Annotated in this window: 18 protein-coding genes; 17 read left to right on the top strand and 1 reads right to left on the bottom strand. The window is 64.2% G+C overall.

Annotated elements, in window-relative coordinates; all coding sequences use genetic code 11:
• Positions 1 to 15 precede the first annotated feature (15 nt).
• From G3A44_RS00770 to G3A44_RS00740, 7 genes are all read left to right on the top strand, one after another.
• Entirely contained in the window at positions 16 to 285 is a 270-nt protein-coding gene (locus G3A44_RS00770; RefSeq protein ID WP_163455574.1) for a hypothetical protein, read from the top strand.
• On the top strand, positions 282 to 911 hold the full coding sequence (locus tag G3A44_RS00765) for a hypothetical protein (RefSeq protein WP_163455573.1): 630 nt from the start codon (positions 282 to 284) through the stop codon (positions 909 to 911). The genes G3A44_RS00770 and G3A44_RS00765 overlap by 4 nt, the downstream gene beginning before the upstream one ends.
• Positions 908 to 1,126 (top strand): hypothetical protein, encoded by a 219-nt coding sequence (locus G3A44_RS00760; protein ID WP_163455572.1) that lies wholly within the window; start codon positions 908 to 910, stop codon positions 1,124 to 1,126. The genes G3A44_RS00765 and G3A44_RS00760 overlap by 4 nt, the downstream gene beginning before the upstream one ends.
• Positions 1,123 to 1,842, top strand: a complete 720-nt coding sequence (locus tag G3A44_RS00755; protein WP_163455571.1) for a hypothetical protein — start codon at positions 1,123 to 1,125, stop codon at positions 1,840 to 1,842. The genes G3A44_RS00760 and G3A44_RS00755 overlap by 4 nt, the downstream gene beginning before the upstream one ends.
• Positions 1,835 to 2,044: a hypothetical protein gene (locus tag G3A44_RS00750; protein ID WP_163455570.1), complete on the top strand. Its 210-nt coding sequence runs from the start codon at positions 1,835 to 1,837 to the stop codon at positions 2,042 to 2,044. Before G3A44_RS00755 ends, G3A44_RS00750 begins: the two co-directional genes overlap by 8 nt.
• On the top strand, positions 2,037 to 2,663 hold the full coding sequence (locus G3A44_RS00745) for a hypothetical protein (RefSeq protein ID WP_163455569.1): 627 nt from the start codon (positions 2,037 to 2,039) through the stop codon (positions 2,661 to 2,663). The genes G3A44_RS00750 and G3A44_RS00745 overlap by 8 nt, the downstream gene beginning before the upstream one ends.
• Positions 2,664 to 2,910: 247 nt before the next feature.
• The gene (locus tag G3A44_RS00740; RefSeq protein WP_163455568.1) at positions 2,911 to 3,582 is read left to right on the top strand and encodes a hypothetical protein; all 672 of its coding nucleotides are present in this window, start codon (positions 2,911 to 2,913) and stop codon (positions 3,580 to 3,582) included.
• An 819-nt stretch (positions 3,583 to 4,401) separates the two neighbouring features.
• Here G3A44_RS00740 and G3A44_RS00735 read toward each other — a convergent pair.
• The gene (locus G3A44_RS00735) at positions 4,402 to 4,701 is read right to left on the bottom strand and encodes an HNH endonuclease signature motif containing protein (protein ID WP_163455567.1); all 300 of its coding nucleotides are present in this window, start codon (positions 4,699 to 4,701) and stop codon (positions 4,402 to 4,404) included.
• A gap of 64 nt (positions 4,702 to 4,765) precedes the next feature.
• Here G3A44_RS00735 and G3A44_RS00730 point away from each other — a divergent pair, with 64 nt between their 5' ends.
• From G3A44_RS00730 to G3A44_RS00685, 10 genes are all read left to right on the top strand, one after another.
• Positions 4,766 to 6,859: a pyrophosphatase-like OB fold-containing protein gene (locus tag G3A44_RS00730; RefSeq protein WP_163455566.1), complete on the top strand. Its 2,094-nt coding sequence runs from the start codon at positions 4,766 to 4,768 to the stop codon at positions 6,857 to 6,859.
• 53 nt (positions 6,860 to 6,912) lie between these two features.
• Positions 6,913 to 8,073, top strand: a complete 1,161-nt coding sequence (locus tag G3A44_RS00725) for a putative barnase/colicin E5 family endoribonuclease (protein ID WP_163455565.1) — start codon at positions 6,913 to 6,915, stop codon at positions 8,071 to 8,073.
• A gap of 142 nt (positions 8,074 to 8,215) precedes the next feature.
• The gene (locus G3A44_RS00720) at positions 8,216 to 14,710 is read left to right on the top strand and encodes a helicase-like domain-containing protein (protein WP_163455564.1); all 6,495 of its coding nucleotides are present in this window, start codon (positions 8,216 to 8,218) and stop codon (positions 14,708 to 14,710) included.
• 3 nt (positions 14,711 to 14,713) lie between these two features.
• Entirely contained in the window at positions 14,714 to 15,127 is a 414-nt protein-coding gene (locus G3A44_RS00715) for a hypothetical protein (protein ID WP_163455563.1), read from the top strand.
• Positions 15,128 to 15,242: 115 nt separating this feature from the next.
• Entirely contained in the window at positions 15,243 to 15,515 is a 273-nt protein-coding gene (locus G3A44_RS00710) for a hypothetical protein (protein ID WP_163455562.1), read from the top strand.
• A 65-nt stretch (positions 15,516 to 15,580) separates the two neighbouring features.
• Complete coding sequence (locus G3A44_RS00705) at positions 15,581 to 15,874, top strand: hypothetical protein (protein WP_163455561.1); 294 nt, start codon at positions 15,581 to 15,583, stop codon at positions 15,872 to 15,874.
• A gap of 97 nt (positions 15,875 to 15,971) precedes the next feature.
• Positions 15,972 to 17,624 (top strand): hypothetical protein, encoded by a 1,653-nt coding sequence (locus G3A44_RS00700; protein ID WP_163455560.1) that lies wholly within the window; start codon positions 15,972 to 15,974, stop codon positions 17,622 to 17,624.
• Positions 17,621 to 18,400, top strand: a complete 780-nt coding sequence (locus G3A44_RS00695) for a hypothetical protein (RefSeq protein ID WP_163455559.1) — start codon at positions 17,621 to 17,623, stop codon at positions 18,398 to 18,400. Before G3A44_RS00700 ends, G3A44_RS00695 begins: the two co-directional genes overlap by 4 nt.
• Before the next feature lie 559 nt (positions 18,401 to 18,959).
• Positions 18,960 to 20,735 carry a VgrG-related protein gene (locus G3A44_RS00690; protein WP_163455558.1) on the top strand — a complete coding sequence of 592 codons (1,776 nt, stop codon included), beginning with the start codon at positions 18,960 to 18,962 and terminating at the stop codon, positions 20,733 to 20,735.
• Between the two features lie 70 nt (positions 20,736 to 20,805).
• Positions 20,806 to 21,303, top strand: coding sequence for a hypothetical protein (locus G3A44_RS00685; RefSeq protein ID WP_163455557.1), 498 nt, complete (start codon positions 20,806 to 20,808; stop codon positions 21,301 to 21,303).

The raw sequence follows: 21,303 nt of genomic DNA, 5'->3' as shown, positions 1-21,303 counted from the left end.
TTGAGCAGCGAACCCATGACGGGATTCGCTCAGGTGGAGCGCCGCACCAAGAAAGACCCGCTGGGCGTTCCCGGCGTTTTCCTGGTCCACCAGGGCCGGCGCGGCAAGCGCACGCCCAGCGTCTACCTGCACGTCATCACCAAGGGGCTGCCCACCCGGGCCATCTACGTGGGGACGGAGAGCACTTGGAAGGGCCGATTCCAGGAGAAGCTTGCCGAGGCAGCAGCGCTGCGCGATCAGCGGGTGAAGCAAGTTGCAGAGCAGCGGGCGGAGGTGGTGGCATGAGCGACGCACACGACAACAGCGACCCGGCCTTTCCAGCTCCGGAAGCTGGAGTGCACCACTTCAGCGACCCGGCGGCCTACACCGGCATGAGCCTGCGCGACTACTTCGCGGCACACGCCCCGTCAGAGCCGCAGACGTGGTTTCAGCCGGTTATGCCGATGGAGCGCCCGCAGTTCCCATTTGCACTCAAAGACATAACAAAGGAGGAACGCCGCGAACTCGATGGATACGAGGAGTGGTTGGGTTTGGGTGACCTCAAAGAGCTTCGCGTAATCGCATACGTGCAGGCCCGAGATGAGTACAAGCGCAAGAACGCTGTTTGGGAACGCTTGCTTTTGAAAGAGCGCTTCACGCAGTGGCCGTACGCTTGGGCAGACGCCATGCTGGCCGCCCGCGCCAATCCCAAGGCGGCCGACCCGGTGCGCGATGCGGCGCATGAACTGCTGGAGGCGCTCAAAGAAGCGCGCGCCTGCATCATGACCGATCGCACGTCACTTGCAGACGCCCACATGGACCCGGTTACCAACCGGGTGGACGAAGACGGCGAGGCTGCGCTGGAAGAGTACGACGCGGTGCTGGCGCAGATTGATGGAGCCATCGCGGCAGCTACCGGGGGTGCAGCATGAGCCGGCTTAAATCCGCATCACTCAGCGCGATCCTGGCGGCCGTTGGGAAACCGACTGTCGAGGAAGCACAAGAGCAAGCGCGTCAGGCCGAGCGAGACCGCATTGCCGCGCAGATCGCCATGGCGCCGCATCTGAACAGTCAGCAGCGCCGGTCGCTGCGCAAGACGCTGGCCAAACAATCATCCAAGGCCACCGGCCAGGAGGTGGCGCTGTGACCCTAACCAAAGAGCAGTTCCTCAAGGACGTGGCCGACCACCGGCTGCAGATCCTGCACGAGGATGGCGTCTACCGGCACCTGCGTTTCAAGCGTCCCGGCACCGTCTGCATGCACTTCGACATCGTGACGTGGCCCGGCTTCCTGGCCTACAGCGGTGACATGGGCACGTTCGTCTTCCAGCGGTTGCACGACATGCTGGAGTTCTTCCGACCGAGCGAGCGCGCCGCAGAAGACCCGTTCCGATGGATCGACCGCAGCTACTGGCACGAGAAGCTGCAGGGCGCTGACCGTGGCGAAGGCGCGAAGGAATTCGACCACGAGCGCTACCTGCAGGTCATCAAGGAATGGCGCATCGAAAAGATCCGCAACGTGATGCGCGGGCATGTCGGTCATCGTCACTACACGAAGGAGCAGCGCCGCGCTTTCTGGGACGATGTCGCGGAGAGCTTGCTGGACGACTTCCTCGACACCGGAGAGCACGCCTGCATGCAGCGGGCTCACGACTTCCGGCACAACGTGTATGTCGGCCACCGATACGACAACACATTCGGGCTCAAGACTGGACCAGTCTTCCAACTGGAAGACTTCTGGGAGCACAACTTTCACAGGTGGACCAACCGCTTTGAGTGGTGCTGCTTTGCGCTGCGCTGGGGCGTGATGACCTATGACCGGGCGAAGGCCACCGGCCAGGAAAGCGGGGGGCAGCATGGCTGAGCTGATTTCGCTGCCCGATGGCGATTGGCTGGGCGACCACTCCGAGTCCGCCTGGCGTGAGCTGCTGGAGAGCCGTGGTGGCTGCTCCTGCTGCACTTCTCCGCCTTGCTCCAACTGCACAGATCCACCGACCGAGCAGGAGCTGAACGCTGTTGGCTTCACCTACGAACCAGTCGGGAACCAGGAGGCCGCCAATGGCTGACCCCAAGACGCTGCGCGGTGCGCTTTCCTCAGCTTGGAACGACCTGCCCGATGTGCTGCGCTGCCATCCGGGTCTGAAGCGGTACAACGCGGCAGTCAACGCCCTGGCCGCCCAGGCCCAGGCCCAAGCCGAGCCGGTGGCGGTGCCGCAAAGCTGGAAGTTGGTGCCAATAAAACCAACTCGGGCAATGATGCGCGCCGCCAAAAACGCGGACATGGATCACTCCACGCATGCTGAGTGGATGGATGTCGTTGGCGACGATCTTCTGCTCATGTGGGCCGCCATGCTCGCCGCCGCCCCGCAGCCGGCCCAGGCCGCAACCGCAGTCAGCGACGACGACATCCGCCGGGTCTTCCTGGCCAACGGCTTCACGATCAAGCCGGGTCAGTCGGACTTGAAGGGCTACGTGTTCGCCGCAGCCCGCGCGCTGCTGGCGGAGGCCAACCAGCAGCCGGCCCGGTCCGAGCGCATCCCCCTGACAGACAGCCAGCGCGAGGCCCTGCTGGTGAACATGATGCTGCACGGCAAGATGTCCAAGCACACCGCTCGCCAGATCCTGGCCCTGGTGCTGGATGGCGTCCATCCGGGCGACTTTGAAGCAAAGGGCGGTGCAGCATGAGTGTCTGTGCTTTTGGCCCAATCGCTTCCCCCCCGCAAGCCAATCAGCCGCCACCCGAGGCAACGCACTTCCGAGTTGGAGACTGGTGGGTATCTCCGTGCGGGTCTCGCTTCCTCATCACTGGGAAAGTAGGCGGGAAAGTGTCGATGCGCATTGGTGGTAGTGGAAGGCAGCGCTGGAGGATGTGGGACGCCACCGGCGCCCATTCCGTTAGGCCGTGGGTGCGGGAAAGCTGGGGAGGCGAATCGTGAGCGACAACCTGAAGGCCTACATGGTCAGCGAGTCAGGCGAGGGTCACGCCTGCGTGGCGTTCGCTGTCAGCGGCGCTCCGGCGCGCCAGGCCGGCGCCGGCGAGCTGGGCACCGACTGGGACGGCATCGAGTCCTGCCGCCGCGCGCCGGAGTTCGACGCCTACGCGCCCGGCCCGGTGCCGAAGCGCGCCCTCTACGACGCCGGCTGGTGGTTCGAGTGCGGGCACTGCGGCCACCGCGTGAGCATCAACGAGTACCACGAGTACCGCTCGGACGACGAAGGCAACGATGCGGCCCCAGAGGACTTTGGCTTCTTCGAGCGCGGCCGGCAGGTCTACTGCTGCAGGGCCTGCATGGCAAAGGATGAAGCCGATGACCGTACCCGAGCCGCTCACGATGCCGCCCTGGTGGAGCTGGTGGCCCTGAAGTATCCAGAGGTGCTGGTGGTGAGCTATGCCTACTGGAACATCCCCGAGCCGAAGAGGTCGGAGGTCCGGTTCACGCTGCCCGGGTTGGAGGGCATGGTGCGATGGATCATCGGCGAGAACACCGTGTCAGTGGAGCGGCGCGATGTGGAGAACTTCAAGCGCCTGTACTCTCCTGGCACATCGGCGACTCCTGAGATTCAGCCGGCCAGACCGCCATCAGCGTTCATTGCGAGCAACTGACGTGATGACGCCACTCTAAAGACGGCTGATTATTGACCAACAGCCCGGCTCACGCAATGAGCCTTTTAATTGCCAATTTGGGCGGTTGGGCACTACAGCTAGTGCTTGAACCGATTGTCGCCACTAGATACAGTGGTGACTCCCCAAAAGGAATAGGGACCAGCTACCACACCGGTCCCTTTCCGCCCGACCGTTACCAGAGGGGTATGCTTCTGGCGAAGCGTTTACGCAAAGCGATATTGCCATGGAGTGTGCTGCGGGGCACCTGGTGACTTAACGCACTGCATGGAGATGCGATGCATCGATTGACAAACGGCGAACAGCCGGAGTCAGGCGTAGCCAAGCCGAAATTGGCCAACCGTAGGGGGTTGCGCAGTTCTGACGCATTCCACCGAATCCGAGTCCAGCTGAAATCGGTTCATGTGCGTGAGTACGACCGTTACTCGCGCATTCGACGCCGATGGGAACATGTCCGGAGCCATTGGCGCAGCCACCCTGGCCAAATGACGTTCAGCGGCCCCGGATTTGACCTAGAGGGAGGCCAACAGCTGTAACCTGCAAAGGGCCCCGGGCGACTGGGGCCCTTCTTCTTTCACGGCCCGTTCCCATGACACAGAGCTTCTTGATGCAGTCTGACCGTCGCCCCTGCTGGGAGTGCCAGCACTGGGGTGGATTGGCTTGGGGCGGCCCATCTGGGCGGTGCAACGACCCGAAAGGCTCTCCGGTCAAGGCGCAACCTGAAGCCGGGTGTGCGTTTTGGGAGCGGTCTCTCCGGGCTACAGACAAAGGTGCCAAGTTCAATGGGGCGCTGCATGACGATCAGGAAGGCTGACGCTTTGCGAGGCGACAAGTCCGTACGTCAATCTTGGTCTTGAATCGGTGATCGTCCACATAGAGCCATTGCATGTTTTCTGGCGTGTCTGGCCCGCCGGCACAGAGCGGGACAACATGATCCACCTCCCACCCTGGGCAGCGCCCAGTGTGGAGTCCGGTAGCGGGGCAGGCTGACGACGCACGGAAAGTGGCAACGGCGGCGCGTGAGCGTTCGATCTTTGCCAGCACAGCGGATGGGGCGAGCCAGAGCGCAACGGCCACTAGGAGCACTGAGGGTGCATGCATGGTGGCGATGGTGCCCCGGTAACTGGATCGATGCATCCCCCATCCTGGCGGGGACCATGTCGGCATGGCGTCCCCAGACATCAATGCCCGGCTTCGTGCGCTCCAGCTTCGCCGGACAGGCGGTGGTGATGCGTTTGCGCGCCTGCACGCGGGGGCAAGCGAGGCGGCCAACAGCCCACACAACCCCCTGAAGAGTCCGACTCCCGCGCAGGCCAGGGCGGGGAACTACAAGGTTGGCCGGGTCACGGTGGCTGGCTTCCCGATCTGCATCGAGAACCCTTACGGCTCTCAACGCTGCGGCGTTGGTGAAGACGGCAAGGCCTGGTGCAACACCATGGCTGCCCACTACGGCTACTTGGAGGGCACCAAGGGCGCCGATGGTGACGGGATTGATGTGTTCTTGGGCCCATGGCCGGAGTCCCGGCAGGCCTGGGTGATCAACCAGACCACCGCAGATGGGCGTTTTGATGAACACAAGGTTTTGCTGGGCTTTCCCAGCCAAGAGCAAGCCGTTCGAACCTACCTGTCCTGCTACGAGTACGGATGGAGCCGATTCGGCCAGGCAGTGGCCGTGACCCACGACCAGCTGCGCTGGTGGATCAAGTGGGCTGACAAGTCGCGCCCGATCTCTCTTGACCTGCTGCCGGCTCCTGAGCCGGAGGACCTGACCAACATGGAATCGATTGACCAAACCGTCCCCCGCCAGCTTTGGCATGCCAACGGGGTGCCGGCCGCCGGCGCCACGCTCGCCTCTCTGCACTACGCGCTCGCTCGCCACGACGGCGCGAATCGGCTGCTCCTCGATTCCGTGTCCATGGACGACCTGGTGGCCGGGTGGGAGGCGGTGGCGCTTGACGCCCTCGTCACCGAGGCAGGCATGCTCAAGGGCAAGGCCGACGGCCTGATGCGAATGATGCAGGTGGCCGGGGCTGGTGGGGTCAAGCCTGCTGCGGTCCAGATCAGTCCCCCGCTGCGCCGCTACGGTGGCCTGCACGTCGCGGTGTTGTTCGAGCTGTCTGACGGCCAGACCGTGACCGTCTGGTTCCACAACCCCGACTCCACCCCGACGAAGATCAGCCCGCTGGACGAGCTGGTGTCGTGGAAGTGGATGCTCAACAAGAAGGACATCACCCTGGCGGTGGCGCCTGAGTCGGGCAAGGATCTGCAGGTGCGCGAGGTGGCGCGCCGCATCATGGCCCTGGCCCAGAAGAACAGCGCGGCGTTCGCCAAGGCCAACGTCAACCGGGCCGCGCGGCTGGAGAACATCCAGGGCCTGAAGGACACGCTGGCGACGAAGCAGGCGGAGTTGGCGCGGCTGAATTCTCAGATCGAGGTGGCCCGGGTCGCCGCCGAGGAGCGCGCGGCCAGCAAGGCGGAAGAGGCCTGGTCCCCGTTCGAATACAAAGGGCTAAAGGTGGCCCCAACAAACGTGCGCTCGTCAGACGGTTCTATCGAGCGCAAGTGGCGGGTGCAGAGCCCGGAAAACGCAGAGCGCGAGCAACGCGGCGAGCGCCAGATCGGCGGAGATGCCCTTGCTAGCACGCGGGAGGATGCAATCCTGCGCGCAGATGAAATGCTGCTGGAGGTCGACCGCCGCAAGGCCATTGAAGCTGAAGAGGCGGCACGGGTTGACGCGGCCCGACTGGAGGACGAGCGCATCGCAAAGGTCCGTTCCGATGCTGGGATGCTGGAGTTTGTCCGTGGGATGACGCCCGCAAATGCGGCTCGTGCTCTGAAGACCTTGGAGAAACCAATCAGTGTGCGAGGCAAGTTCCAGCCCATCTACGAGCACATGCGCGACCTTGTGCTCAAGGAAGGCTACCGGGTCAACCAAGACGGCACCCGACTTGCAACCGAGGATGGCCGCTTCTTCACATCGGCCGACTTCCCGGTAACGGCGTTCAATTTTGCCAAGTTCCTTGCGGCTGGCGTCCCCGCCGACGAGGCCGACCCGGCAGAAGTGGCAACCCTGCGCGATGTCGTCGCCGGCAAGTTCGACGACCAGCCTTGGCCGCAGCAACTGGACCGGATCGAAGTGGCCGTGAACGCTCTGAACGCTGCCGGACTGTTGGTTGGCGGTGTTGACGCGCTCGCCTCTGAGGCCGTCATGCACTGGGCTGACCTGGAAAAGGCACAACACATGGAGGTTGTGCAATGAGCGCCAGGTGCAACTCGATATTTGACAGCGCCCAAAGGCCAGACCTTGGCCCGGTGTTGACGGAGTTCCGGAACAACCCCGAAGGCGCCATCGAGAAGCTGTTGCGCGAGCACACAGGCGAGGCTCGGGCCGTGTGGGAGCGCACAGACCTGGGGGTCATTGATCTGATCTATGGGGACAAGAACTCAGGCCTGGCACACATCGAAGCCAAGCACCCTGAAATGATCCCGAAGCTGCCCGACCTGATCAGGTTTGGGAAGCTTGTGAAAAAGCCAGGGGCAAGGAAGGTGTTTCTGATCCGGGAGGGCGTTCTCCCGGAGATCGCCGTCATCTCGCTGGACTGGTTCGGCGATTCAAAAACCTGGGTGGTCACGTCCTACGTGGACGTGCAAGGGAAGTTCTCTGGAAGCCTCAAGACGATGAACACTGAAGCACTTGATTCCGCGCAAGTGGAAATTCTCTACGCGACCCAAAGAACTGCAGAAAGTCTACTGGACGGCGACGAGCTTTTCAACGTCGACGACCTGGATCCGAGCGACTTGTTTGACCCAGATGATGAATGGTCGGCCATCCCGCCGGAAGACGCGGCCTTTGATGGCGACTTCCCTGGCCACCCCTTCCGTGGGAACCAGTACCGCAAGGCGGCGAGCACCAGCGGTTCGGCCGTGCGAGCCAGCCAACGCGCCAAACATGCCGAGACCAAGGGGCACGACGCCCAGGCGCAGAAGAAGTCTCACAGGACGGCCTATCACGCGCACATGGCGGCTGCCAGTGAGGCGGACACGCCCAAAGCCAAGGCCTACCACGCGACCATGGCGAAGTTCCATGCCAAACGCGCTGGTGTGCGGGTGGCGCGGCGAGCACTGGATTCCGTGATGCCCGAGCAGCTGCAGGCGCTTCGGGCGGCTGTTGTCGAGGCGGTCGGTGCCATGGCGAAGCTGCGGGCGGCGCGGGCTCTGATGGCTGCTGTTGAGATCGAGGAGGAGAAGCCGGAGCGAGGCGACAAGGGTGGCGCTTCGGACGCCTCTCGGGCTGAAGTCCTGGCGTCTCTGGCCAAGATCGCAGCGGGGACCCATCCCAAGATGATGGACCCGTCCCTCATGGATGAGATTGAGTCGGCCCTGACCACTTACCCGGGCGATGCCGAGGTGGAGGCGGCGGCATTGGCCGCGCTGGATGCCAACGAGAAGGCACTGCTGGCAGCGACAGCCTGACGCAGGGCCGGTAACGAGCGGGGAGGTAGGGTGGATTGGGGACGGACCATGGCCCGTGTCCCGCCGCCCAGTTCTGGCGGTGGAGTTGCATCTGGCAGGGCCACGTGGTCCTGCCTCATGGCTATCCGAAAGACCCCCAGAAATGCACCAACAACCCCACGGCGAAGTCGCCGAGCAAATCGCAGCCATTGAGGCGGCTTTGGATGATGCCAGGCCACGAGCTATCCCGGTTCTGCGCCGAATCGCGATCAACCGGGAGTTGGCCACCATCCGCCAGGGCCTGCAGGCCTCGCCGTCCCCTCTGTCGCGCATCAAGCTGGTCAAGCGTTTGGCTGAGATCCGGCTTGAGCTTCTCGGGGAAGTGCGCACGGTCGATCCCCAGCCCCAGCCCCAGCCCCAGCCCCAGCCCCAGCCCCAGCCCCAGCCGACCGGCGGCGAGGGTGGCAGCCCCGGACCGGAGAAAACTGATCCCGTGCCGTGGGGGCTGCAGGCGTCAGGCGTCAAGACGCGTGAGCGCATCAATGCCGAGGTGCGCGGACTGCTGGAGGAGATCCGGGCAGCCGGGAAGACCGCCGCCGACCTCACCCAAGCCCAGCGCGAGCTGCTGGCCCAGTATTCCGGCCGCGGCGGCCTGACCGACAACAGCCAGAGCGAGTACTACACGCCCACGCCGGTTGCCGAGGCGACCTGGGGGCTTCTCCAGGCCAACGGCTTTGGCAACGGAAACGTGCTGGATCCGGCCTGCGGCCCGGGGGTCTTCTCCGCGACGAAGCCCCAGGGCGTCGTGATGACGGCCACCGAGATCGATGCTACGTCGGCCGGTGTCGCCCAGCTGCTGCACACCTCCGACCGCGTCTTGAACAGCAGTTTCGAGACCCTGGCCACCACCGCACCGGACAACAGCTTTGATGCGGTGGTGGGCAATGTGCCGTTCGGCACCCGTGGCAAGGAGATCGCGCATGACCCGGCCTACCGCGGCGAGAAGAAACTGGAGCGGTACTTCGTCCGTCGCGTGGTCGACAAGGTTCGCCCTGGCGGCCTGATCACCCTGATCGTGCCGACGCAGGTGATCGGCGCGACCGATGGGGCTTGGCAGCGCTGGCGCGCCGATCTGTCCATGCATGCGGAGTTCCTCGGGGGGCACAAGCTGCCCAGCAAGACCTTTGCGCGCCAAGGGACCGACACGGTGGTGGACATCATCGTCCTTCGCAAGCACCCGGCCGGCGTGTCGGAGAAGCTGGCCAAGTTGCCGAAGCAAACCCTGGATGAGGCCGGCGTGCTGTGGCCCGAGTGGCTGCAGGGCCGCTACTGGCAGGGAGAGGGCAAGCCCTTCATTCACGGTGCCTATGTCCCCAAGGAGGCAGGCAAGCGCTTCAGTCGAGAGCAGGTCACGGCCCCCGAGGGTTACGGCGACGAGGCGATGAAGGCGAGGCTGGCCGCTCAATTCGATTCCCGGATCAACTGGGCCTTGCTGGACGAAACGCCCGAGCCGGTGCGGGTGTACGCCGAGGGCGACCGCTTGGTCATCAACGGCCAACAGATGGAGATGCGCGGCGGGCACTGGGTTCACTTCGACCCGGCACCCGACGACGAGAGCACTGCGCTGGACGTGACCAAGTTCGGTGTTGCCTCCCTGGCAGAGCTGGAGCGTTTGACCCTCACCACCGAGGGCATGCTCGAACTGACCGCGGACCACGCTTTCGCGGCGTGGAAGCGGTATCCGCATCTCTTCAACTCCACCCATGCGGCTGCGGTGGAGTTCGCTGTTTCCCAGCCGCAGGACAAATTCCGTGATGTGGCCTATCGCGGTGCCTTGCTGGGCTCGCTGGTTCAGCAGTCCGCCCTCAACTCAGGCGGCGAGCCGGCGGTGGATGTGGGTCGCGTGGTGGACCTTCTGCAGGCCGAGATCAAGCGCTTTGGTCACCCGAGCACGATCAAGGGCATGCTGCTGGACGGCCCCAAGGCCCAAACCTTCGGGGTGTACCTGGGCGCTGTGGACAGCAAGGGGACCGTCGCCCCGCACGTGACCGGCGATTCCGCCGTCGCCAAGGGCTACGACGGCGAAAACATCCTCTCCATCGTCATGCACCTCGCCCGCCAGCGGGGCGGCGACATGATCGAGCTGGCCGACGTGCGTGAGCTCTACACCGGTCCGCGGACGCTCAACAGCCTGGGCGACATGGCGGACGTGGATGGCATCGCTCTGTCCGAGTCAGGCTTCGTCCAGCCGCTTTCCTCTTACCTGCGCGGCGACGTGTACGCCAAGGCGGGCGCACTGCGTCTGGCCATGGCGGAAGAGGCAGACGACCGGCTGCGCGTGCACATGGCGTCCCTGGTTGAGCAGCTCATGGGGAAAGCCAAGCGCACCGCCCCCGAGGAGATCCTCTTTGGGCTGCGGGACAAGTGGATCCCTGCGAAGTACAAGCTGGAGTTCCTCGCTCAGAACGGCTATCCGTTCCTGCGCTTTGTCGCCGGAGCGGCGGCCAGCGATGAGGATGAGGCCGAAGCAGCCGAAATGGCCGGCGGAGCCATTGATCTGGACGGGACCTGGATTGGAGGGGCAGGGCGCAGCGACGAATTCGCGAAGCAGTTCGCCTACTACCTCAACGGCAAGAGCATCGGCCATGACCTGCGAGACCGCAATGGCTCGCCCAAGGAGGAACGCAAGCAGCAGTACCAGGAGCGCGTGATCGGCCTGGAAGAGCAGTTCCAGTTCTTCATGCAGAGCCATGCCGACTCCGCTGACCTTGCCCAGCAGTACGACGCCATCTTCCATCGGGTGGTCGCCGGAGTCTATGACGATGCCCCTCTGGGCCTGCGCGGGGTGTCTGGCCGAATCGTGCCGCACACCTACCAGAATCAGGGTGTGCGCCGGCTATCCGCCGAGGGCGGTGGCATCCTGGGCTTTGATGTCGGCCTGGGCAAAACCACCACCGCCATGGCCTACAGCGTCTATGAGCGGGAAATGGGCCTGAGCAACAAGCACTGCTTTGCGGTCCCGAAGTCGGTCCTGCAGAACTGGTACAACGAGAGCAAGTCCTTCTTGGACAGCCACGACGATGTGCTGTTCGTGGGTTTCAGCCCCAAGCGAGGCAAGGGCGGCCAGATCGCGACCGAGGCTGTGCTGGACGAGAACGGTAAGCAGAAGATCAACAAGTACACCGGGCAGCCCGAGGTCCAGGATGTGCTGATCGAGGACAGCGCACAGGACGTTTTCGCCAAGATGCACAGCATCCCCGCGATGGCCAAGGGCATGGTGGTGATGACCTATGAGAAGTTCAAGGACATCCCCGTTCGCCCGGAGACTGTTGACCAGTTCGCATCCGAATGGGTTGAGCGGATCATGGTCAGTCGCTCCGTTGCCAAGAAGCTCGCCAAGGACGCAGAAGGTGCGACCGAGCGCGGCGGCAAGAGCTATGCACAGACCCAGCAGCAGGCCGGCCTGGAGCAGCAGTTTGCCGACCAGAAGGGCGGAAAGCGCAAGGAACTCCCGTTCTTCGAGGACATGGGGTTTGACCGGGTCATCGTTGACGAGGGGCACAACTTCCGCGCGAGCTTTGCGCTGAATGGCGATGGCCTGGACCGGGTTGCCTTCCTGCCGACGCCGGCAGAGAGCCAGCGCGCGCAGGACCTGGCGCTCAAGCTCTCATGGCTCCGCGGAAAGCAGGACGGTGCCGGCGCGGTGCTGCTGACCGCAACTCCGGTGGCCAACAGCCCCACCGAGATCTTCAACATGCTGATGCACGTTGTCCCGCCAGCGGAACTTGACAAACTGGGCATCCGGACCCCGGCGGACTTCGTCCGGTTCTTCGGCAACATCCAGACCGTCCAGAAGACCAAGGTCGATGGCTCTGTGGAGGCCATGGATGGCCTGGTGGGCTTCCGGAACCTCAACATCCTTCGAGGGCTCTTCAACCGCTACGCGAACATGATGAGCGCCAGCGATGTTGACCCCGACGGGTCGGTCCTGAAAATGCCGGACGCCCAGGAGGTCAAGTCCCAGGCAGAAATGACCGAGGAGCAACGGGGCCTGTATGTGGTGCTGCGAGCCGAGGCGCGCAGAGCCAGGGACCCCAAGGCCGTCTCCAGTGGCGAAGCCCGGCCCATGTTCGCGGTGCTGCGAGACATGGATCGGGTCACGACCGACATCGATCTGTACCACCGCACCATGACGTTCGTGTTCCAGGCCTCGGATGAGTCCAAGGTGCGGGCGATGATCGATGCGTTGCCGGCGTCGTTGACGCGCAAGCAGACGGACCCGGACCTGTTCTTTGAGGAAACCGAGGTCAGCGTGCCGAAGGTGGTTGATTTCGCCATTGCTGGCGACTCGTTGACCTACGTTGCCCCGGACGTGTACGAAGAGGCGGTTGTGAGCCGCCTGGCCAAGTTCGGTATCTCCTACGTGACGCACCCTGTCACGCCGAAGTATGGCGAGCTGATCAAGAACCTGAAGATCGAGGAGGCGCTTGGCGGCAAGCAGCTGGTGTTCACCGAGGAGAAGACCCAGCACGGAAAGCTTGCCCGCCTCCTGGCGCAGGCCCTGCCTGTCGGCAAGAACCGCGTGGCGATCATCAACGCGGACACGGCCGGAGGTGAGAAGCTTCAGGAGATCGTTGACGCCTACACCCGAGGGGACTTCGACATTGCGATCTGCAACAAGAAGGCCGAGGTGGGCGTGAACCTGCAGAAGGGAACGACCGCCGTCCACCACATGACCCTCCCGTGGACGCCGGCCAGCATCCAGCAGCGCAACGGCCGTGCTGTGCGTCAGGGCAACAGCGTGGCCGGTGTCCGCCTGTACTACTACCAGGCCAAGGGCTCGTTTGATGAGTACCGATTGGAGTTGCTGAAGGCCAAGGCCAACTGGATCAACTCGCTGCTGTCCAAGGACGGGACGAACAACTCTGCCGAGAACGCCGATGCGACCGGCGATCTGGATGCTGCTGCCCTCCTGTCCGACAACCGAGAGCAATTCTTGGCGGAAATGAAGGCCCGGCAGGAGCAGAAGGCGGCCGAAGACCTGGAGCGCCGCCGCTTCAACGCCAAGTCGAACCTCTTGCAGCTGATCGCCGCTCAGACCTTCATCGACCGATTCGACGACAACAAGAAGCGCGCCACCGATGAGGCTCAGGCGGAGGTCGACCGAGCACAGAAGCGCCTCTCTGAGGCTGAGGTCAAAGAGCAGGGTGAAGACCGGGACAAGATCCTGGCACGGCGTAAGGACGCCCTCATTCGCGCCAAAAACGCCTTGGAGAAGGTGCCCGCCAACCTTGATGCGAAGCTGGCGGCAAACCAAGCACGTGTCCGCCAACTGCAATCCCAACTCCGGTCCGTTGCCCAGAAAGGTGAGCTCCCCTTCGACGCCGCGGCGATTGAGCGTCCCAGCGAGTGCATTGTGTCCGTGCCCGGCAAGGTCGTGGTCGTGGTTGGCGCGGTCTATGAGGTCCGATCCAGCGGCGCGATCAATGGTTTTGACACCGTCCGGGTCACTGGCGTGAATGCGGTTGAGCGGAGCGCGACCGTTGAATACCTGGCGCGCGCAGTCCTTGGGTGGGCAGCGCCAAAGGACGGCAGCTACGGTATCGATGCGATGTTCACGGCCGACGCGAAACAGATCCATGTCGGGCCAGACCAAGAGCGGTTGATGCGCAAGTTGCGCGATCCGCTGCCGTACAAGGGGTTGGCTGGGGTCATGACCAAGGATGAGTGCCTGCAGAACCTCAAGTCGCTGCACGTCAATGGCCGCGCCCTCTACCGGCGTGAGACAGGTGAGTTCGAGGAGATCGCGAACTACGGTGGCAGCCAGCCGGCAATGCGGCAAGGCCGCCAGTTCGTGTATCCCGACTCCTCGGACTTGGCGCTGAAGCGTGAGGTGGCTGAGGCATACGGGAAGGGCCTGGGTCGAACAGACGTGCCGGGTGCGATCTCGTCCGAAGAGATCATGCAGGCATTCTTCGGCGAGAACTTCAAGGGCGCCCTGAGTGAGTTCCTGAAGATCGGTGCCAGAGATCAGGCTGAGGCTTGGGCGATTGGCTGGCTGAAGCAGCGCGTCACCCTTCCTGCGATGACTGCCGCCGCGGCGACGGCAGCCGCAGAGTTCGTCGCATCGATGTACAGGACCTTCTCGACTGATGATGGCCGCGCACGACTTGCGGAGTTCGATGCCGGACTCGGCGCGTGGATCGCCAGCGAGGGCTATGTGAATGAGCCACAGCTCAGTTTTTGGGCGGCCGCTGCACTTAAGTCCCAGGCTGCATCGCTGCAGGGGCAGGCCGTGGAGTACCGCCAACAAGAGGCCCGAGCTGCCGCGATGGCGGCCCAAGAAGCGATGGAGTCGGACCCCCGGTTTCGGAAGTTGACGCCTGAGCAACTGGCCCGCTTTTCGGCCCTGTCGATCAAGCCCAAGTTCAACAACGGAGAAGCGTTCGGAGGTTTCGCGGCCTGGAGCAGCCTCGCGCTCGTGGACGCGCGGGGTAAGGGCGGCGTGCTCTATCGCCTGAAGGACATGGGCTTGAAGAGCCGATTCCTCGCAAAATTCTGCAACAGGAGTGGATTACCATATGGTTCGGCATATGCCGACAGCTGGGTGGTCCCGGCCAACACCGACATTGAGGCACTTTTGGCCTTCCTGGAGTAACGCATGCAACCCAAGATCGTGATCTACAAGAGTGCTGACATCGCTCGCGTTGTCTCCGATGCCACCGCATCCCAGACGGAGGCCCAATGGCGTGAGCGCCTTTTGGGGGCTGTTGCCAAGGCCATCAACGCGGACCGCCGGGCATATCTCAACTATGGCCCGTACTGGTGGCCCGTCAAGGGCCAGCTCGTTGCCGCCGGCCTGCTGCCGTGGGCCAGCGCTCCGGACCCTGACCTGGTGGCTCAGGTGACGCTGGGCGGAGACTCGCTGGACCTGGCTGCAGGCGTGACCTATCAAGGGTTCAACATCGACAGCATGAGGACGGGCCAGTCGACGTTCTCTGTCGATACGGACGATGGCGACACCATCGACTACGTGCTCTACGACGAGGAAGCCGAGGCGATGGCCATGGTCTGAAGCCAGGCGGATGGAAGAGAAAGGGCGCTTCGGCGCCCTTTTGCATTTCTAGTTGACCGGTTCCATGGTTTCTGTATGATTGCCATATGCCAATCAAATGGAGCCAAGGAAAGCCATGACCGCCACCATTACCCTGATCGCCAAGACCCACCGTCATGCCTGCTTGGCCGGCATGACGGGCCACGACGCCCGCGCCTACGATGACCGCATCGGCGAATATGTGGAGTACTTGCGCGACGAGCTGGCCAAGGATGGCATCACCCTGGAGGTGAATGAGCAAGACATTGCCATGGTGGTGTCCTACCGCGTTGAAGCCGACGACTACGAGGCCGAGCAGGCCGCCCACGAGGCGTACCAGAGCGTGAGGGGCTTCTGGGACTGGTACTGACCCCACCCGGCAGCGGCCAGCCCAGCTGCTGGCCAGTTTTCGCCACCATGGAAAGGACAAGACACATGAGTGCCCCTGAAGGAATCGGCCCCGAGCTGTGGAACAAGCACGCCGATGCGTGCGCCAAGATGCGCGAAGCCGAGGAAGCGCTGGCCGCAGCCCTGTCTGGCCTGAAGCGCGCGGCCGCGGCCTGGGTGCGGGTCGAGGCCGAGGTTTCCGGCGACCGCGCCACCGCAGCCCTGGTGGGCATCGCGGCCAGCAATGCCGCCACCTGGAGCGGCGGCGTCCTGTGCGACAGCAACATCATCGAGACGGCCAAGCGGCGCGAGGCGCTGGAACTGCTGCGGAGCAAATACTGACCCCATTGCCATGCGCCCAACGCCCGGGTGCATGCCAGTGGAGCCGTCGCGGTAATGCATCGCCGTCACTCATGAGCGACGGCGCCACAGTCCGGGGATGGCAAAGACTCCCCGAACTGCGCGCAGCGCCGATGTACCCGCCGGAGATGCGGCCGCGCTGGTGGCAGACATGACGGGGGACAGCGCCCCGAACGATGGCGTGGTGTCCAAGGCGCTTGCCTGGATCCGCGCAAAGGGCGGCGTGGATGTTCCCCGGGAGCCTGGCGGCGGGGCGGCGAGGCCTGAAGGTGGCGCCGGGGTGGATTGGCTGATTGGCGAGGATGGTGTTTCCACCCAGGCGCTGGTCGGTGGAGGCGAGACCGAGGCCAGAGATCGCCAGAGCATCTACCGGAACTATGGGGAGATGCTGCAGGACGGCTTGGTGTCCCAGGCGCTCCACCTGCATGTGACTTCCGCGCTGGGCGGCCACGAGTCCATGGGCCAACTGGTCTTCATCGAGGCGGCTCCCGGTGCCACGGCACAACAGAAAGCCGCGTGTGCAGACATGCAGGCGCGCCTGGGCCGCATCCTGGACAAATCACTGCCCGAGGTCTGCTTTGACGCGGTGGCCTACGGAGACGGGTACGCCCGGCCGCTTGGAACGGCGGGAGAAGGGCTTACGTCAGTTCTCACCGGCGAACTGGTGATGCCTCCGCTGGTGCAGCCTTACGAGCGCGGAGGGGTAACGGTCGGCTACCTGGTGGCCACTGGGCTGCGTGGGCGTGAGCGCCTCAACATCATGCAGCTGGCTCGCCTGAAGCTCCCGCGAATGGGGCATGTTCCGCAGCCTCGCGCTGAAGAGCGCGCGGTTCGGACGAACCTGCTTTCCGACGACGTTGAGCAGATGCTTGCCATGCCGGCGGACGTTGGTGGTTCGTTCCTGGCCGGGGCAGAGCGAGACTTTGCCGACTACAAGCGTGCCAAGGCGGGGATCGTTGCGCAACGTGCCCGCAACACGATTGATGAGACCTGGTTGGCGGTCAACATGCAGTCAATGCCGCCAGGGATGCAGAAGCGGTTTCTCACCCAGCTCACCAGCATCGCGAATCGTGCGGGTGCCTTCTACGAGTCGATGGCAGCCACTGGGCGATATTGGTTCGGCAAGCTCGTCCACCACATCCCGGTGTCGTCGGAGAAGCAGGTGGTGGAGATCAAGAGCTCCTCCGCTCAAGGCAGTGGGCCGGCAAACATCACCATTGATGATGTGATGTTTCATGCCCGGCTGCTGGCTGGCAAGCTGGGCATGGACATCAGCATGCTCGGGTTTGCCGACATCCTGTCGGGCGGACTGGGAGAGGGCGGATTTTTGCGTACCAGCGTGCAGGTGGCTGAGCGCTCTCGGATCCTGCGCGTGGCGGCCTCGGAGTGGGTCAACCATCTGTTGAGCCTGGACCAATACTGGCGCACAGGTCAAACCTACACCGAGGCCGACCAGTTCTGGCGCGTCCAATTCTTCGGCGGCATTTCGGCACAGCAGGCGGAGCAGGCCAAGACCAAGGCCGACTCTGTGGGGTCGGCATCGATGCTGGTTGCGGCAATCGCTCAACTCAAGGAGCTTGGCTTCGGGCGGGATGCACTGTTGCTCATCCTGAAAACCCAGTTCGGCCTGAACGAGGAGGAGGCGGCCGTCTACGCCGCCGACCTTGCCAAGTCTGTCGAGGAGGGGGGGGCGCCGGGTCAGCCGGATGGCGAAGGCGAGGGCACCCAATGAAGACCGGTGTCAATGCGCTCCTGAGTGCCTATGACGCTGCAGTGGCCCGAGTGGACAAGGCCCGCGCTGCAGTCACGGCGCCCGCACTGTCCCCGGACGTGCTGCGGATGCTTACGGCAGGCGGTGCGGTAGCGAGCGCACTGGTGGGCAATGACCACCGACCAGTCCCGATCAAGCCCCCGCCCGGCATGCCCGTGCTCTCTGGCGAGAAGAGTGCCGCGGTGTCGTTTGCCGCTCTGGCTGAGTTGATGGGGCGGATCGAACGCGTGAGTCTCGCGTGGTCGAGTCTGTACCGGATCGAGGTGAGAGAGGCGTCAAGCGTTGGCATGTCTGGGCAAGCCGGGCCTCTCCTGGGGCTGCTGGCGCAAAGTGTCTCGTTCGGTTCACGGACCATTGTGGGCGAGGCCACCCCATTGGGCGGCGGCTACCGAGACAGTCCAACGGGCGGCCAGGGGACGCAAATCCGAGTCACCACCCTGGACGATAGCGCGGGCACCCTGCAGCGGTGGTTTGAGGCCAAGGCCGACCAGGTGATCCACCCTGACGGCACGGTAGGACTCCCGAAGGACTATCTCTTGGCGATCACTGTGGCGCGGCTACGGCGAATCGATGGCCAGCACGGAGAGTTTGAGGCGCCGCACCAGCGTTCGTTTCTGGTTCGGGCCGGCGCTTGTGAGGAGGAGCATGCCTCAAGCGCCGCGGCAGAACTCAAGGTGGTAACGCTGACCTTTGAGCCGTGGGACACGTTTGCCCCGGCCGGAATTGTGAGGGGCTGAGATGCAAGCTGATGAAGCGGGATTCCTGACAGGCGGCAACGCGACCGGGCTCCTTCGCCAGATCCAAGAACAGCAGGCAGGAGTTTCGCCGGTGCTCACGGGCATCCGCAGTGACACCTCCGGAATCCTGGCGGCGCTGCGAAAGCATGGGCTCGTCGCGGCCCCAGTCGCAGCGAGGGGCACGCGTCAGGGGCTTTCCGGCGCTGATGGCTCCCCTGGGCGACTCGCCGGGCCAGGTGCGGCCTGGGTTCCAGTTGGGGAGCCGGTCATTCGCAATCGGGACTCCAGAGGGCGCTTCGTCGCCGGGCCGGCGTCCGACTCCCAGAAGGCCGCCGATGTGGTCGGCGCTGTCAAAGAGGGCACTGAGGTTTCCAGGAAAGCGGAGCAAGTCGCGGCAAGGGACCGCCAGGCGCATGCAATCGAGCAGCGCAAACGCGGCGCTGGTGGGCGCTTTGAAGGGGCCGGCGGCGGGGGCGGCGGCGCCGATGGTCGAAGCCTTGACGGTCTCTACAGTGGAGCGCTGGGCTCCGCTGGGGCGGCCCTGGAGGCGACCTCAAGCATGGATCCGGCCATCGCAGCAGCAGAGGAGATGCGGGGGATCGCTGCGCAGCTCCAGGATGTGGCGGGCCCAGTCGTGAGCGGCATTGGCGCAGCGCTCAGGGTTGGGCGCAAGTCGGAAGAGCAGCGTCAGTCGTCGTGGCTGAAGCGGATCGCAGGCATCCTGAGCGGCACTCGGGCTGATGCTACGGTCCAGGCTGCAGAGCAGGTGCGGGCGACCAAGCAAGTTGCTGAGGAGGCCGGCAAAGGCGGTGGAGGCGGGGGGATCCTGGGCCTCCTGCCTCTGCTGGGCATGCTCAAGAGCCTGTTGAGCGGTGGCGGCCTCCTCAAATTGATGGGCGGTGGGATCCTCGGGGGCGTTGCTCGCGCTGCTGGCGGCGGTCTCTCGCGACTTGGTGGCCTTGGGCGCGGCCTGCTCAAGCGCATCCCGTTGATCGGTGGGGCTTTCGCGGCAGCCACTGCCGTCTGGGATGACGCGGCCATCAAGGGGGACAACTCGCTGAGCCCAGAGGCTAAGCGCAGTGCTCGCGCTGAGAACGCCGCAAGCGCAGTGGGCTCAATCGCGGGTATGGCAATTGGCGGAGCATTGCTTGGCCCACTCGGCGCCGTCATAGGGGGTTGGCTTGGTTCCGAGGGAGGGCGGCTGCTTGGTGAGCCCCTCCTTAAGGTCTACGACTACTTTGTCTCGCTCAACTTGGGCGAGAAGTGGGAAGCGATGGTATCCGCTGGCGCCGGAGCGCTGGAGGACCTGGCCTCGTGGGTATTGGGGCTCCCAGGTGCTGACCTTGTTGCATCCGCCTTCAGCACGATGGCCAAGCTCGGAACGCGAGTGGGGCAAGGTGCCAACGAGCTCGCCGCAAAGGCCACGAAGTGGGCAGGCGAGAAAGGTGGCGTGCTCTTGGCGGACCTTAAGACCCTCGCGTCGAAGGCCGTTGGTTTCGTAAGCCAGCACTTCGAGTCCGGAGGGAATGACGCAGTGATCTCCTCTGGGAAGGGCGACGCGGGCGGGAAGTCCTACGGGCCCCACCAACTCTCTCTTGCTCGGGGTGCTGTGCAGGAGTTCCTGGCGTCTTCGCCCTATGGTGCAAGGTTTGCCGGCCTGACCCCGGGGAGTGAAGCGTTCGACAAGCGGTGGAGGGAGATCCACGCGGAGGACAAGGGATTCGTGCCGGCGCAGCGTGCCTACCTCGAGAAGACCCATGTTGATCCCACGATGGCAAGCCTCAAGGCGTCGGGGATCGACCTCTCAAGCCGTGGGCGAGCGGTGCAGGAGGCTGTTTTCTCCACGGCGGTGCAGTTTGGGGCGGCCGGTGGGTCCACCTTGTTTCGCAACGCTTTGGCCGGCCGCTCGCTGCCGGCGCTTTCCGATGCTGACATCGTGACGGCGGTGCAGGACTACAAGATCCGCAACAACGAGTCCCTTTTCCGATCCTCCAGCCCCAAGGTGAGGGCCGGGACCCTACGCAGGGCCGTCGACGAACGGGCGGTGTTGGTTTGGTTCGCGGGTGCCAGCGGCCAAGCTGCCATGCCGGTGACGGCTGCGGCGGCGGTGCCCAATGTGCCAAAACTTGATCCGCCCAAGGTTCAGGCGGCCAGGCCGGTGCAGGCGCCCCAGGCGGTGGAGCCTGCACCGGCGCCGGTGCGACTCTCTGGGGGTGGGGCAAATCAAACTCAGACCATCGTCGTGCAGCAGCCGCCCCAGCAGTTGGGCCAGGGAGTTTCAGACCGCGGTATCGCTCATGTGGCCTCTGGTGGTATCGGCTGGCGCCCTTGGTGAGGGCCGGTAAGTCGGGCCCCTGGGGTGCGGATGCCGGCTTGACCATGCGGGGATTCTGAGAGGGCCCAACATGAGCATCGTTTCCCCCGAACTCCTGCAGCAGCAGTACGCCCTGCAGGCCGCCATCGGGACCAAGCGCAACGCGGGCACGTTCACTCTGGTGCCTGAGGGCCTGGAGGCGGCGTACCTGACCTTCAAGCAACTGCCCGTCCCGTTCCTGAGTCCGTCGGGTGAAGCTGCTGAGGCGGCCACCCCGGGTGGTGGCGCGACCTACGTCCCTACTCCTCCGGAGACTCGATTCACAGGCGCGGTGACGTGCACTGAGACGACCTCGAACGCGCTGCGCAACTTCCTGGACTGGGCAGCGAAGCAGCCGAACGGAATCTTCAACGCCACGATCTACGACGGGACGTTGGACGCACACCGCGGCGGCTGGAAGGTCGTGGGCTGCATCCTGAAGATGGACACCTTCGACGCCGACGCGGACAACCGCACCCAGGTCATGAACGTGCCGGGGACCATCTGGTACAACTTTTTTGGCGAGCGTGTCGCACCGATCTTGGTCTGA

Source organism: Ideonella livida (genome assembly GCF_010499455.1).
Classification (GTDB): domain Bacteria; phylum Pseudomonadota; class Gammaproteobacteria; order Burkholderiales; family Burkholderiaceae_C; genus Ideonella; species Ideonella livida.
The sequence above is the reverse complement of the archived record's forward strand: the minus strand, read 5'-3'. Positions and strand labels throughout refer to the sequence as shown.

What these genes read in the sequence shown, in the direction of transcription:
- G3A44_RS00730 (WP_163455566.1), top strand. Translation starts at nt 4,766, where the DNA reads ATGGCGTCCCCAGACATCAATGCCCGGCTTCGTGCGCTCCAGCTTCGC.
- G3A44_RS00705 (WP_163455561.1), top strand. Translation starts at nt 15,581, where the DNA reads ATGAGTGCCCCTGAAGGAATCGGCCCCGAGCTGTGGAACAAGCACGCC.
- G3A44_RS00695 (WP_163455559.1), top strand. Translation starts at nt 17,621, where the DNA reads ATGAAGACCGGTGTCAATGCGCTCCTGAGTGCCTATGACGCTGCAGTG.
- G3A44_RS00720 (WP_163455564.1), top strand. Translation starts at nt 8,216, where the DNA reads ATGCACCAACAACCCCACGGCGAAGTCGCCGAGCAAATCGCAGCCATT.
- G3A44_RS00700 (WP_163455560.1), top strand. Translation starts at nt 15,972, where the DNA reads ATGGCAAAGACTCCCCGAACTGCGCGCAGCGCCGATGTACCCGCCGGA.
- G3A44_RS00690 (WP_163455558.1), top strand. Translation starts at nt 18,960, where the DNA reads ATGGATCCGGCCATCGCAGCAGCAGAGGAGATGCGGGGGATCGCTGCG.
- G3A44_RS00765 (WP_163455573.1), top strand. Translation starts at nt 282, where the DNA reads ATGAGCGACGCACACGACAACAGCGACCCGGCCTTTCCAGCTCCGGAA.
- G3A44_RS00770 (WP_163455574.1), top strand. Translation starts at nt 16, where the DNA reads ATGACGGGATTCGCTCAGGTGGAGCGCCGCACCAAGAAAGACCCGCTG.
- G3A44_RS00715 (WP_163455563.1), top strand. Translation starts at nt 14,714, where the DNA reads ATGCAACCCAAGATCGTGATCTACAAGAGTGCTGACATCGCTCGCGTT.
- G3A44_RS00685 (WP_163455557.1), top strand. Translation starts at nt 20,806, where the DNA reads ATGAGCATCGTTTCCCCCGAACTCCTGCAGCAGCAGTACGCCCTGCAG.
- G3A44_RS00735 (WP_163455567.1), bottom strand. Translation starts at nt 4,701, where the DNA reads ATGCATGCACCCTCAGTGCTCCTAGTGGCCGTTGCGCTCTGGCTCGCC.
- G3A44_RS00710 (WP_163455562.1), top strand. Translation starts at nt 15,243, where the DNA reads ATGACCGCCACCATTACCCTGATCGCCAAGACCCACCGTCATGCCTGC.
- G3A44_RS00760 (WP_163455572.1), top strand. Translation starts at nt 908, where the DNA reads ATGAGCCGGCTTAAATCCGCATCACTCAGCGCGATCCTGGCGGCCGTT.
- G3A44_RS00745 (WP_163455569.1), top strand. Translation starts at nt 2,037, where the DNA reads ATGGCTGACCCCAAGACGCTGCGCGGTGCGCTTTCCTCAGCTTGGAAC.
- G3A44_RS00750 (WP_163455570.1), top strand. Translation starts at nt 1,835, where the DNA reads ATGGCTGAGCTGATTTCGCTGCCCGATGGCGATTGGCTGGGCGACCAC.